The sequence below is a fragment of the Kitasatospora sp. NPDC041988 genome, assembly GCF_055588525.1.
This window is the reverse complement of record NZ_JBVJCO010000041.1, coordinates 42,978-57,606: the sequence shown is the minus strand read 5'-3', so window position 1 is coordinate 57,606 and position 14,629 is coordinate 42,978. Positions and strand designations below refer to the sequence as shown.

The 14,629-nt window shown below is 74.2% G+C and carries 2 protein-coding genes (1 of these 2 running past the window's edge); both read right to left on the bottom strand.

Features of this window, described 5'->3' with window-relative positions:
* Nucleotide 1: 1 nt before the first annotated feature.
* Nucleotides 2-9,574, bottom strand: coding sequence for an SDR family NAD(P)-dependent oxidoreductase (locus ACZ6NC_RS31775; RefSeq protein WP_465737309.1), 9,573 nt, complete (start codon nucleotides 9,572-9,574; stop codon nucleotides 2-4).
* On the bottom strand, nucleotides 9,567-14,629 hold the 3' portion of the coding sequence (locus tag ACZ6NC_RS31770; protein WP_465737308.1) for an SDR family NAD(P)-dependent oxidoreductase. The gene runs 3,508 nt beyond the window's last position; 5,063 of the gene's 8,571 nt are visible here — the last part of the coding sequence; the start codon falls outside the window, past its right edge — the gene reads right to left on this strand; it ends in the stop codon at nucleotides 9,567-9,569. The genes ACZ6NC_RS31775 and ACZ6NC_RS31770 overlap by 8 nt, the downstream gene beginning before the upstream one ends.

Below are 14,629 nucleotides of genomic sequence, written 5' to 3'. Positions count from 1 at the left end.
GTTACGAGTTACTCCCCTGAGCCTTGACCAGGCCGAGCTGGTCGAACGTGCCGGAAAGAAGGACGTCGAGGGCCGCCATGCCGTCGGCGGGCTCGATCGAGGCCGCGCCGGCCCTGCTCATCCGCTCCTGGTACTCCTGCGAGGCGACGATGCCGACGCTGCCCCAGTAGCCCCAGTTCATGGTCTTCACGGGGGCGGAGAGAGCGGAGCCGAGCCGGTGGGCGTAGGCGTCCTCGAACACGGAGCCGGCCACGTAGTTGCACTGCCCGGGCGCCTTGAGGAACGAGTTCATCGAGGAGAAGAAGAGGACGAAGTCCAGCGGCTCGGTCCGGAAGACCTGGACGAGGCGCACGCTGACGTCGACCTTGGCGGTGACGGCGGCGCGGAAACGCCCCTCGTCCATCCGCTCCAGGCTCTGGTCGAGCAGGACGATCGCCGAGTGGATCACGCCGTGGACGACCGGGTGGCTTTGCTTGATGCGCTCGTAGGCGCCCTGCAGTGACTCCCGGTCGGCGGCGTCGGCCTGCACGTAGCGGGGCTCCGGGCCCAGCCGGCCCAGGCGCTCCAGCTTCTCGCGGAGCGCCGCGTCCTCGGCCCGGCGGCCGATCCAGACGACCTGCGCCCCGTAGGTGCGGATCATGTGCTCGGTCCACGCCTCGCCGATGCCGCCCGCGCCGCCGATCACCACGTAGGTGCCGCCCTGCCGGTACACCGGGTGGGCGCCGGGCGCGGAGTCGGCGGCCTCCGCGACGCCGCCCTGGACGGTCTCCTGGATCGGGAGGAGCGCCTGCTGGTACCAGCGCTTGCGGCGGTACGCCCAGACGCTGCCGCGCTCCTCGCAGGGCAGCGCGAACAGCTCCGCGAGCGGCCAGTCGTACCCCTTGTCGAGGTCGGCCAGGCGCACGCTCCAGCCCGGGTACTCCTTGGCCACCGAGCCCAGCAGGCCGTGCAGGCCGGCGTGGGTCGGGTCCACGGTGTCGCTGCGCCGCACCGGCAGGCTCTGCTCGGTGACGACGGTCAGGTCGAGCGTGCGGCGGCCGTAACCGAGGCTCAGCAGTGCCTTCAGCGTGCGGAAGCAGGCGTAGAGGCCCCCCTCCTGCGCCTCGACCAGCGCGTCGTCGGTGACGCCCGGCGGCGTCTGCTGGGGGGCCAGCCAGACCAGGTGGGCGAGCGGTCCGCCGGCCTCGTCGAGCCGGGCGGCGATCGTCTCCACGGTGTCCGCGGGGCCGACCGGCAGGCGCTCGGCGGTCGGGTGGACGGTGCGGATCCGCTCCCAGTGCTCCTCCGTGCCGCCGGCCACGAAGACGCGGCCGTTCGGCGCGGCGGGGGTCTGCGGGGCGGGCTTCGGGACGACGTCCCAGACCGGCTTCAGCAGGATGTTCGCCGCGGGTGCCGGGGTGGGTGCGGGTGCGGTGGGTGCGGTGGGTGCGGGTGCGGCGGGTGCGGTGGGCAAAGGTGCCTCGGCCGCGGGTGCGGCGGGCACCTCGGTGCCACCCTCGGCCGGCGTGAACCAGTAGCTCCCACGGGCGAAGGGGTACGTGGGCAGCGGGAGGCGGCGGGGCCGCCCGTCCGCGTACAGCTGTGCCCAGTCGACGGCCGTCCCGGTCACCCAGAGCTCGGCCAGCCGCTCGCACTCCGCCGCGGACGGTGCGCCATCCGGGGCGGGCTGGGGGACGTGCACGGCGCCCCTCCCCCGGACCTTCCTGGCCTGGCCGGTGCGGACACCGCCGGCCTGACCGTCCTCGGCGAACCGGCCCAGCTTCTCCGCCAGCTCCCCGAGGGTGCCGGCGACCAGCGCCAGGCGCTGCGTCATGGCCTCGCGGCCCAGCTGGAGCGAGTAGGCCAGGTCCTTCGGGTCCAGCGACGGGTGCGCCCGGACGTGGTCGCCGAGGCGGGCGGCGGCGGTCCTGAGCTGGTCCTCGCTCCTCGCCGACAGAACGAAGAGGCGGGGGGCGTGCAGCGGCTCCGGCGCCGTGTCCTCCGCGGCCTCGTCGTACTCCTCCAGGACGAGGTGGGCGTTGGTGCCGCTGAAGCCGAACGAGCTCACGGCCGCGCGCCGCGCGGTGCCCGCCTCCGTCTTCCACGGCGTCAGCCCGGTGTTGACGTAGAACGGCGAGCGCTCGAAGTCGAAGTGCTCGTTGTGGCGCTCGAAGTTCAGCGTCGGCACCAGGTGCTTCTGCTGCATGCAGAGCACCGCCTTCTGGATCGAGGCGATGCCCGCGGCCGCGGAGGTGTGCCCGAGGTTGCTCTTCACCGAACCGATGGCGCAGTACCCGACCTTGTCGGTCCGCTCGCGGTAGACGGTGGCCAGCGCCTCCAGCTCGATCGGGTCGCCCAGCTTGGTGCCGGTGCCGTGCATCTCGACGTAGCCGATGCCGGCCGGGTCGATGCCGTGGCGCCCGTAGACGTCGCGCTCCAGCTCCATCTGGCTCACCACGCTCGGCGCGGTGATGCCGTTGGTCTTCCCGTCCTGGTTGATGCCCGAGCCGAGGATGACGCCGTGGACGTGGTCCCGGTCGCGCACCGCGTCGTCGAGCCGCTTCAGCACGAGCGCGCCCACGCCCTCGCCCGGCACGAAGCCGTCGGCGCCGTTGTCGAAAGTCTTGCAGCGGCCGTCCGGCGAGAGCATCCCCGCGCCGCACATGCTGATGTACGCCTCGGGGCTCAGGTAGAGGGTGACGCCGCCGACCAGGGCCATGTCGATCTCGCCGCTCTTGAGCGCCTGGGAGGCCAGGTGGGTGGCGACGAGCGAGGAGGAGCAGGCCGTGTCCAGGGCGATGGCCGGGCCCTTGAGGTTCAGGAAGTAGGCGATCCGGCCGGCCGTGATGGCGTTGCTGTTGCTGGTGGCCGAACTCGCGTCCGCGCCCTGCTTCTGCATGAGCATGCTGTACTCGTTGCTCATGATCCCCAGGTAGACGCCGCACTTCTCGCCGCTCAGCGCCCGCGGGTCGTACCCCGCGTCCTCGAAGGCGTGGTACGCCTCCTGGAGGAAGATCCGCTGCTGCGGGTCCATCGCCTCGGCCTCGGCCGGCGGGATGTTGAAGAACAGCGGGTCGAAGATCTCGATGTCCTCCAGGACACCCATCGACCGGCAGTAGACCTTGCCCTTCTGGCTCGGGCGCGGGTCGTAGTACTCGTCCACGTCCCAGCGGGACTTGGGGATCTCCCGGACGCAGTCGCGCCCGTTCGCCAGGTTGTCCCAGTACTCCGCCAGGTTCTCCGAGCGCGGGTAGCGGCCGGCCATGCCGACGATCGCGATCGCGTCACCGCGGCGCGGGTCGGCGGCGCGCGCCTCGGCCCGGGCGGGGGCCTGGGCGGGGGCCTGGGCGGGGGCGGCCGGCTGCACGGCCGGCTGCACGGCCGCGGGGGCCGGCTTGGGCGCGGCAACAGGCGCGGGTGCGGCGACGGGCTCGGGCTTCGGCTCGGGCGCCGGCTTCGGCTCGGGGGTGGGCAGGACGACGGGTGCGGCGGCGACGGGTACGGCGGCGACAGGTGCGGCGGCGGCTGTGGTGTCGGCCGGGGCGGTCAGCCCGCGAAAGGGACGCCCCTGAGGGGCGCCTCCCTTCTCCAGTTCCCGCAGGACGCAGGCCGTCAGTTCCAGGATGGTCGGGTGGTCGTAGAGCCTGGTGGCGGGCAGGTCCAGCCCGTACTGCTTGTTGATCGCCTTGATCCACTCCACACCGATGATGGAGTCCAGGCCGAAGTCGGTGAAGCTCCGGTCGAGGTCGAGCTCGTCCTCCGTCACGTACAGGGCGGCGGCCAGGCTGCTCAGCAGGTCCGCCTGGACGTCCTCCTCCGCGAGGACCGGCTGCGGCTGCTCGGCCGTCACCACGGGCGCAGCGGCCACAGGCGCGGTGGCCACTGCGGCAACCGGGGCGGCCTCCGCCAGGGCGGGCGCCGGCGCGGCGGCCGGGGCGGGCGCCGCGGTGCGCAGCAGGTTGTGCAGGTAGGCCGCCAACTGGCGGACGGTGGGCGTGTCGTAGAGCCTGGTCGCGGCCAGGTCGAGCCCGTACTGCTTGTTGATCGCCTTGATCCACTCGACCCCGACGATGGAGTCCAGCCCGAGGTCGGTGAAGTTGGTGTCGGTGTCGACGTCCTCCTCCGCCATGTACAGGGCCTGGGCGAGGCTCACCGCCAGCTCGTCGACGAGGGTCTCCTCGTCCGGTCCGGCGAACGCCGTGGCCACCGGGGCGGGGGCGGGCGCCGGAAGCGCAGCCGACGCGGGGGCGGGGGCGGGGGCGGCGACCGGCGCGGGCGCCGGGGCGGCCGCGCGCACGGGCGCGAGGGTCACCGCCGGGGCGGGACGCCGCACGGGCGCCGGGCTCGCCGGAGCGGCCGGCCCGCCGCCGAGCGGGGCGAGGCCGATCCCCCGCGGCTTCGCGACGGCACGGGCGCCGCCCGACGGGAGGGGCGCGGTGGCGGTGACGGCAGCGGGCCGTACCGGCGCGACCGGCTTCAGCGCGACGGGCTCGGCCACCACAGCGGCGGCCGGCACCACCGCGGCGGGCGCGGCAGCGGGAACGGCGGGCGCGGCCGGGGCGGCCGGCACGGAGGCCGGGGCCCAGAACCGCTTGCGGGCGAACGGGTAGGTCGGCAGCGAGACCCGGCCCGGCAGCGGGGCCGGGTAGAAGCTCCGCCAGTCCAGGCCCAGTCCGTTGACCCAGAGTTCGAGCAGCTTGCCGAACTTCCGCTTCCGCACCCAGGCCTCGATGGTGTGCGCCATGTCCTCGTCCTCGGCGAGGAACGACACGGCGTCCTTCGCGCGCTTCACGCGCCCCCGGTACACCTCGCCGACGGCGTCCTTGCCGTCCAGGTGGTCGCGGAGCCGGGCGAGCAGCTCCTCGGCGGAGCCGGCCAGGAAGGCCAGCCGCTCGTCCAGGTGCTCGCGCCCCGTCTGGAGCGTGAAGGCGATCCCGGGCACGTCGGCGTCGCCGATCCGCTCCTCCTGCGCCCAGTCGAGGAGCCGCTGCGCCTGCTCGCGCAGCTGTTCCCCGGTGCGCGCGGTGAGCACGACGACGGACGCCAGCGGCTGCCCGGCCGGGTCGGTCTCCACCGGGCGGTCGGCCGGGACGTACTCCTCGACGACGACGTGCGCGTTGGAGCCGCCCGCGCCGAAGGAGGAGACACCGGCGATGCGCGGGTACTCGCGGGGGCCGTCGGCGGTGTCGATCACCGGCCGCTCCCAGTCCGCCAGTTCCCGCTGCACCCGGAAGGGCGTCCCCTCGAAGTCGATGTGCGGGTTGAGCACCTCGGAGTGGAGCGAGGGCACCAGCTTGCCGTGCTTCAGCTGCAGCAGCACCTTGGTCAGCGCCGAGATGCCGGCGGCGCTCTCGGCGTGGCCGATGTTGCTCTTGACGGAGCCGATCGCGCAGAACTGCCGGTCGTCGGTGTGCCGGGAGAACGCCTTGGTGAGGCCGGCGATCTCGATCGGGTCGCCGAGCGAGGTGCCGGTGCCGTGCGCCTCGATGTAGCTGACGGTGCGCGCGTCGACGCCCGCCTTGTCCAGGGCGTGCGCGATCACGCCGCTCTGGGCGGTCGGGTTGGGCACCGTGTAGCCGTTGGTCCGGCCGCCGTGGTTGACGGCGGTGGCCTTGATGACGCCGTAGATCCGGTCGCCGTCGGCGATCGCCCGGTCCAGCGGCTTCAGCAGGACGGCGCCGACGCCCTCGCCGGGCACGTAGCCGTCGCCGCCCTCGCCGAAGCTCTCGCACCGGCCCTTGCTCGACGCGAAGCCGGTCTGCCCCAGCAGCAGGTACTTGTTGGGGTGGAGCGACAGGTTGACGCCGCCGGCGACGGCGACCTCGCAGTCGCCGAGCTGCAGGCTCTGGCAGGCGAGGTGGAGCGCCGTCAGGGAGGAGGAGCACATGGTCTTGAGCGTGATGCTCGGGCCCTGCCAGTTGCAGAAGTACGAGACCCGGTTGGCGATGTTCGCCGCGTTGCCCGGGATCGGCCGGCCCTCGGCCAGCGCCTGCTCGGTCGCGCCGTAGAGCTGGTACTCGTCGTACATCGCGCCGACGAAGACGCCGACGTTGCCCTCGACGCCGTTCGAGCGGTGCCGCTGGAGGTCCTGCCGCGTGTACCCGGCGTCCTCCAGCGTCTCGTGGACGCACTCCAGGAACAGGCGCTCCTGCGGGTCGGTGAACTCGGCCTCGCGGGGCGACATGTTGAAGAACAGCGGGTCGAACAGGTCGACGTCGTCCAGGAACCCGCCCCACTTGTGCGAAGTCGCACCCGGCTTGGCCGTGGACTGGGCGGAGTGGGCGCGGTGGTCCCAGCGGTCCGCGGGCACCTCGGTGATGCTGTCCCGGCCCTCGGCCAGGTTGCGCCAGAACTCGCGGAGGTTGCGGGCCTGCGGGTAGCGGCCGCCGAGGCCGATGACGGCGATGTCGGCGCCGCGCGGTGCGGCCGCCGCACGGGGCTCGGACACGACGGCGGGCGCCGGAGCGGCCGGGGCCTCGGACACGGCGACAGGCGCCGCGGCGGGCACGACGGCGGGGGCGGACGCGACGGCGGGCACGGGCACGACGGCAGGCGCGGGAGCCGCGGGCGTCACGCCCAGCAGCTCCGCCAGCCGCTCCCGGTGCGCGTCGACCAGGTAGCCGGTGAGCTGCTTGATGTCGCGGTACTCGAAGAAGAGCGTCTTCGGCAGGCGGCCGAAGACCGCCTCCAGCTTGGCGGTCAGGTTCATCGCCATCACCGAGTCGATGCCGTACCGCTCCAGCGGCAGGTCGGCCTCGATGCGGTGCGCGGGCACCTTGAGCGCGCCCGCCAGCAGCGAGGTCACGTACCCGACGGCCCTGTCCTCCAGGCCGTCGTCCTGCCGCTCCGGTTCCGCGACGGGGATGTCGGTGCTCACTGGTCCTGTGTCCTCACCGGCCTGCTGCATCGTCAGCGCCTGCCTGATTCGGGCCACGTCGCCTGCGGCGACGAGCACTTGGTGGTGGTTCGTCTGGAGGCTGCGGGAGAGGGCCTCGATCCCGGCCGCGCGCTCCAGCAGGGAGATCCCGAAGCGGTCGCGGAGCACCGCCTCCGTGGCGGCGTCCGGGCGCATGCCGCCGTCCGCCCAGAGCGGCCAGTCGACGGAGAGCGTTCGGCCGCGCCGCAGCCCGGCCGCGACCAGGCTCTGCCGGTACTCGGCGAAGCCGTCCATGAAGGCGTTGGCCGCCGCGTAGTCGGCCTGGCCGGCGTTGCCGGTGACGGCGGCGCCGGAGGAGAACGCGACGAAGAAGTCGAGGTCCGCGTCCTTGGTGGCCTCGTCCAGGTTCACCAGGCCGCCGACCTTGGGCGCCAGGACGGCGCGGAACTCGCGGACCGGCTTCTTCAGGATGAAGTTGTCCTCGATCACGCCGGCGCCGTGGATGACGCCGTGGAGGTGCCCGGCCGTGCGCACGATCCGGTCGACCAGGGCCGTCACGGCGTCCCGGTCGGCGACGTCGAGCCGGGCGTAGGAGACGTCCGCCCCCGAAGCCCGCAGCCGCTCCACGATCCGGCGCGTCCGCGCGCTCTCCGGGGAGCGGCCGGCGAGGACGAGCGTGGCGTCCTTCACCTGGCCGGCGATCTCCTCGGCGAAGATCCGTCCGAGGCCGCCGAGGCCGCCGGTGACCAGGTAGACGCCGCCGGCCCGCCAGGGCGAGCCGGGGCGGTCCGCCGCGGGCTCCTCGGCCCAGGTCAGCACCTCGCGCCGGCCGTCGCGGTACCGGACGGCGGTACCGGCCGCGTGGTCCGTGGCGGTGCCGTCGCCGGTGCCGGCCGCGTTGCGGCGCTCGGCGGCGAGGAGCGCGCGCAGGGCGTCCGCTCCCGTGGCGGCATCCGCGAGGACGATCTGACCGGTGATCCGCGGGTTCTCCAGCCGGGCCGTCCGCAGCAGCGCGCCGAGGCCGGAGAGGGCCGGCGCCTGTGGCCCGTCCGCCAGCAGGACCTGGACGAGCAGCTCGGACTGGGTGCCGTCCGTCAGGACGGCCTTCGTCCGCTCGAACACCTGGAGCGCGTAGTCGGTGTAGCGGCCGCCGAGGCCGGCCGCGCCGGAGGTGAGCACCTCCACCTCACAGCCGCCGTCCGGGGCGATCGCGTCCGCGAGGGCGCCCGCCTCGGCGAAGACCACGGTGCGCCGCGGTCCGGCGCCCGCCGGCGCGGGCAGCGCCCGCTCACGCCACTGCGGGAAGGCCAGGACGCTGCCGGTCGCGGGCTCGGACGGCAGGGCCCGGACCGCGAAGCCGGTCAGGCGCACCCGGACCTCTCCCGCGTCGTCGCACAGGTCGAGGTCGAAGCGGCGGACGGAACCGTCCTGCGGGCCCGCCGCGCTCGGGCGGATCCAGACCCAGAGACCGGGCGTGAGGGCGCCGAACACCTCGACCCGGTCGACGGCGAACGGCAACAGGGTCTGCTGCGGGGCGGCCGGGTCGGCGGCCGGCATCCCCAGGCAGGCCTGGAGCGCCGCGTCCGTCAGGCCCGGGTGCAGACGGGTGGAGTCCCAGCCCGGCTGCGCGGCGGCGGGGAGCACGAGGCGCGCCAGCACCTGGTCCGCGCCGACCAGCAGGTACTCGATGCCGCGGAACGACGGGCCGTACTCGATCCCGGCCGCCGCGAACGCCGCGTAGACCTGGTCGGCGTCGACCCGGCGCGCGCCGCACTCGGCCCGCAGCCGCGCCAGGTCGACCCGGCCGGGCGTGCCGTCGCCGGGCACGACCGTGCCGGTGCTGTGCAGGACCTGGGCCGTGGCGGGCCCGTCCGCGTCCTCGTCCGCGGCGAAGACCTCGAACCGGACGCCCTGCGCCTCGTCGGGCCGCAGCGCGACGTGGAGGTCGCGCGGCCGGTCACCCACCCGGAACGGACGGGCCCAGACCACATCGGTGAGGGCCGAACCCGCCGACGGCGTCCGCCCGCCGGCCGCGGCCGCGAGCGCCATCTCCAGGTGGGCGACACCGGGCAGGATCCGCTCGCCGCGGACCCGGTGGTCGCCGAGGAACGCCTCCTCGCCGGTGAAGGTCGAGGTGTAGCGCTGCCGCCCGAACTGGGAGGTGTCACGGTGCACCAGCGGGTGCGGCGCCGCCGGGACGGACACCCCGGGGCCGGCCTGCGTACCCGGCTGCGCCTCGACCCAGTACCGCTCCTTGGCGAAGGGGTAGGTGGGCAGCGGGATCCGGAACGGCCGGTCGGGCGCGTACAGCAGCGGCCAGTCGACGGCGCAGCCGCCGGCCCAGGCCTGCGCGACGGCCGCGTGGTCCCCGGCCGCGATCCAGGAGCGGACGAGCGCCTTGCGGTCCTCGTCCTCCTCGTCCCAGGTCAGCTGCTCGGGCGCCCGGCCCCGGAAGAGGGCGGTGTCGCCGCCCTGCCCCAGGTGGGTCCGCAGACCCCGCGCGACCGCGCTGGTGGAGTCGGCCACGAAGGCCAGCCGGTGGTCCATCGCCTCCCGGCCCACCTGGAGCGAGAAGGCCAGGTCGGTCAGGTCGAGCCGGGGCTCCTCCGCCAGGAAGGCGAGCAGGTTCTCGGCCGCGCTGTCCAGCTGCGCCTCGGTCTTGGCCGACAGGGTGACGACGACGGCCGCCGAAGCGGTCCGCACACTGCTGTCACGCATTGCGATACTCCTCCAGCACGACGTGGGCGTTCGTTCCGCTGAATCCGAACGAGCTCACGGCAGCGCGCCTCGGCGCCCGGCCGGCCTGGGGCTCCCAGGGTTCGAGGCGGGTGTTGACACGGAAAGGGGAATGGGCGAAGTCGAAGTGCTCGTTGGGCGTCTCGAAGTTGAGCGACGGCACGAGCAGGCCGTGACGCATGCTCAGCAGCGCCTTGTGCACCCCGGCGACGCCGGCGGCCGCCGAAGTGTGGCCGATGTTGCTCTTCACCGAGCCGATCGCGCAGGAGTTGGTGGGCACGCCCCGCTCCCGGTAGACGGTGCCCAGCGCGTCGAGCTCGATCGGGTCGCCCAGCTTGGTGCCGGTGCCGTGCATCTCGACGTAGCCGATGGACGCCGCGTCGATGCCGTGCCGGTCGTAGACCGAACGGACCAGCTCCATCTGGCTGTTGGCGCTGGGCGCGGTGATGCCGTTGGTCTTGCCGTCCTGGTTGGTGCCCGTGGCCGCGACGACGCCGTAGACGTGGTCGTGGTCGGCCTCGGCGTCGCCCAGGCGCTTCAGCACCAGCGCGCCGACACCCTCGCCCGGCACGAAGCCGTCGGCGCCGTTGTCGAAGGACCGGCACTGCCCGTGCGGCGAGAGCATGCCCGCCTCGGACATCCCGACGTAGGTGTCCGGCAGCAGGTAGAGCGAGACGCCGCCGACCAGCGCGATGTCGATCTCGTGGCTCGCCAGCGCCTGCTGGGCGAGGTGCAGCGCCACCAGCGACGACGAGCAGGCGGTGTCGATCGCGATCGCCGGGCCCTTGAGGTTGAGGAAGTAGGCGATGCGCGAGGCGGCGATGGCGTTGCTGCTGCTCGTCGCGGCGTTGGTCTCCGCACCGTTGCGGAACACCAGGAAGCTGTACTCGTTGCCGCTGATGCCCAGGAAGACGCCGCACTTCTTGCGGCTCAGGGACTGCGGGTCGTAGCCGGCGTCCTCGAACGCCCGGTAGGCCTCCTGGAGGAACAGCCGCTGCTGCGGGTCCAGCCCCTCCGCCTCCAGCGGCGAGATGTTGAAGAACAGCGGGTCGAAGCAGTCCGCGTCCTCCAGGTAGCCCAGCCACTTGCAGCTGGTCTTGCCCTTCTGGCCGGGGCGCGGGTCGTAGTACCGCTCGACGTCCCAGCGGGACGGGGGCACCTCGCGGACGGAGTTGCGGCCGTTGCTGAGGTTGTCCCAGTACTGGCGGAGGTTCTCCGACCCGGGGTAGCGCCCGGACATGCCGATGACGGCGGCCCGGTCGCCGGTACGGACGGCGGGCGGTGCGGCCTCCCGCGCGGCCGGGGCGGGCGCCGGGGCCGGGGCGGGCGCCGAGACGGCAGGCACGGGGGCGGCGGGGGCGACAGGCTCGACGGGGGCTACCTGGGCGGCCGGGGCGGGCTCCGCCGGGGCGGCGGGCGCGACGGGCGCGACCGGGGCAGGCGTCGGGACCGGCTCGGCGGCAGCGGCGGGCTCGGCCGGAGCCGGGATCTGCGTCTCCAGGTGGCCGGCCAGCTCGCGCAGCGTCGCGTAGTCGTACAGCCGCGTCGCCGTCAGCGACGTGCCGTACATCCGGTTGATCGTCTTCACCCACTCGACGCCGATGATGGAGTCCATGCCGAGCTCCACGAAGTTGCGGCCGGCGTCGATCTCTCCCGACTCCAGGAACAGGGCCTCGGCGAGGCTGCTCCTCAACTCGTCGATGAGGACGGACTTCGGGCGCACCGGCCGGGCGGCGACGGGCGCGGGCGCGGCCACCGGCTGCGGCGCGGGCGCCTGGGCGGGCTCCGGCGCGGCCACGGCCACCGGCTGCGGCGCGGGCGCCTGGGCGGGCTCCGGCGCGGGCCCGGAGGCCGCCATCTCGCTCTGCAGGAACTCCGCGAACTCCCGCACCGTCGGGTAGTCGTAGAGCCGCGCGGCCGTCAGCGCGGTGCCGTACTTCTTGTTGAGGGTCTTGATCCACTCGACCCCGACGATGGAGTCCAGGCCCAGCTCGATGAAGTTGCGGTTGAGGTCGATGTCGCTCTCCGGCAGGTAGAGCGCCTCCGCGAGACCGGCCCGCAGCTCCTGCCGCAGGACGCTCGTGGACCGCACCGGCCCGGCCGCGGGCTGCGCCGCAACCACCGGGCTCGCGACGACCACGGGCTGCTCGACGGGGGCCTGCGCCGCGACCACCGGCGCCGCGAACGGCGCGGGCCGCTCGGCCGGGCGGCCCAGCTCGCCCAGCCGGACGTTGCGCGGCTTGGCGACCGGCGACGTCGGCGCGGAGACCTTCGCTCCCGGGCTCTGCAGCACGATCTTCGCCCGTCCGGCGGCGGTGCCCGCCTTCACGGGCGCAGCGGGCGCAGCGGATGCAGCGGGTGCAGCGGGTGCAACGGCCGCAGCGGGAGCCGGCGGAGCGACGGGCCCGGCCGGGGTGACCGGCGCAGCCGGGGCGGGCGCGGTCACCACAGCCACCGGCTGCGCCGCCGCGGGCCGCTGCTGCGCGGCCCAGTACCGCTTGCGCGAGAACGGGTAGCCGGGCAGCGCGGTCAGGTGCGGCCGCTCGCCCGCGAAGAGCTTCTGCCAGTCCGGCGTGGCGCCCTGGCAGTAGAGGGCGGCGAGGGCGGCGAGCACGTCCCGGTACTTGGCCGCCGGGATGCCGGGCGCCGCGAGCTCGGTGAGCAGGGCCTGCGCCTGGATGTCGAGCAGCGAGCGGTCCTTGCGGTCGCGCGGCACCTCGCCGCGGCGGACCGCCGGCAGCTCCTCGCCGCGCGCCGCCGCGTCCAGCGCGGCGAGTGCGTCGCCGGCGTCGCCGACGACGAGCGCGCAGCGGTGGGCGAAGTGCTGCCTGCCCTCCAGCAGGGTGTACGCGGCGTCGCCGAGGCGGGCGGTGTCGAACGCCCCCGCCCGCAGGGCCTCCCGCAGCTCCCGGATCCGCTCGTCCAGCGACTCGGGGGTCTTGGCGGACAGGACGAGCAGCCGGGCCGGGGCCTCGGCGGTCGGCGCGGTTCGCCCGGCAGCCCGGTAACTCTCCACGACCATGTGGACGTTGGTCCCGCTCATGCCGAACGAGCTCACCGCGCCGAGCCGGGTGCCCGCCGCGCCGGCCGGCCAGGCCTTGGCCGCCTTGTTGACGTAGAAGGGGCTTTCCTTCCAGGCGATGTAGTCGCTGTCCTGCTCGCAGTGCAGGCTGGCGGGGATGACGCCGTGCCGCAGTGACTGGACGAGGGCGATCAGGCTGACCACGCCGGAGGCGGCCAGGGTGTGGCCGACGTTGGTCTTGGTCGAGGTCAGCGCGCAGTAACCGGCCTGGTCGGTGCGCTCCTTGAAGACCTCGTTGAGCGCGTTGACCTCGACCGGGTCGCCGAGCCTGGTGCCGGTGCCGTGGGCGACGATGTGCTCGATGCGCCCGGCGTCGATCGCGTGCCGGCGGTAGACGCTGCGGTAGAGGTTCGCCTGGGCGGCGCCGTTCGGCGCGGTGATGCCGTTGGTCCGGCCGTCGTAGTTCATGCCGCTGCCGCGGATGACGGCGAGGACGTTGTCGCCGTCGGCCTCGGCCTGCGACAGGCGCTTCAGGACGACGACCGCGACGGCCTCACCGAGCACCATGCCGTCGGCCCGCGTGTCGAACGCGTGGCAGACGCCGCTCTCGGAGAGCATGCCGGCCTTGCTCGTCTCGGCGAACACCCGGGAGGTGGTCGCCAGGTTGACCCCGGCCACCACCGCGGCGTCGCACTCGCCGCTGCGCAGGCTCGCGCACGCCTGGTGGGCGGCGACCAGCCCCGAGGAGCAGGCGGTGTTGATGGCGAGCACGGGCCCGGAGAAGTCGAGCAGGTAGGCCAGCCGCGAGGCCATGATCGCCTCGTGCTGCGCCGTGATGCTGCCCTCTCCCTGGGTCAGGTGCAGGTAGTCGCCCTGCTCCGCGCCGACGAACATGCCGATCTGCTCGTCACGGAGCCGGCGCTCGCCGTAGCCGGCGTCCTCCAGAGCGCGCCAGGCCTCCTGGAGCAGCAGCCGCTGGCGCGGGTCCATGCTCTGCGCCTCGCGCGGCGAGATCTCGAAGAAGGCGGGGTCGAACTCGGCGATGCCGGGGACGAATCCGACCCTGGTCCGCTCCGGGTCCTGGGCCTGCGGGTCGCTCCAGTCGGCGCGGCGGTCCTCGGGGACGGGCGACAGTACGTCCCGCCCCTGCTCCAGGATGGTCCAGAGCTCGTCCACCGACCGGGCGGCGGGGAAGCGGCCGCTCATGCCGATGACGGCGATCGCCTCCGGACCGTCCTGCCCGCTCCGCTCCCGGGCCGGCGCGGGCTCGTCGGCGCGCCCGGCCCCGGGGGCCGCGGTGACCTCGGGGGCCGGGGCGGCCGGGCGGCCGGACTGCGCCGCGTAGCGGGTGCGCAGGGCGTCCTGCTGCTCCGCCACCAGGTGCGCCACCAGCCGCTGCGGGGTGGGGTGGGAGAAGAACACCGAGGGCAGCACCTCGAAGCCGAAGTGCCGGCTCATGGCCCCGGCGAGCTTCGCCAGGTTGACGGAGTCGAACCCGAGGTGCGAGAGGTTCTCGTCGGCGTGGATCTGCTCACGGGGTACCCGGAGAGTCTCACCGATCATCGTTTCCAGGTCCGACAGGACAAGGGCGTCGAGGTCCACGTGCTCCGATCCCGGGACAAGCGCGCTGTGCGCGGTGTTGATGGCAGGTGCGGCCTGTGCCGCGGGTACAGCGGGTGTGGCGGGCTGTTCCTGGCCGGCGGGCAGCCGGTCCACGCCGAGCAGCTGCCGGACGCGGTCCGGTTCCCCGGCCAGGACGAGCTGTTGGGTCGCGCCCTGCCCCAGCAGCCGTTCGAAGAGCGCGATGCCCTCCTCCCGGTCGAGCAGGCGCAGCCCGCTGGAGGCGAGGTACAGCTCGGCGCCCTCGGCGTCGGCGAACCCCATGCCGCCCTCGCGCCACAGCGGCCAGTTGACGGCCACGGTCGCGCCGGAGAGCGCCCCCTGCCGCACCCGCTGGTCGCGGTGCCGGGCGTAGGCCGTCTGGAAGCGGTTGCCGACGGCGTAGTCGCAGCTGC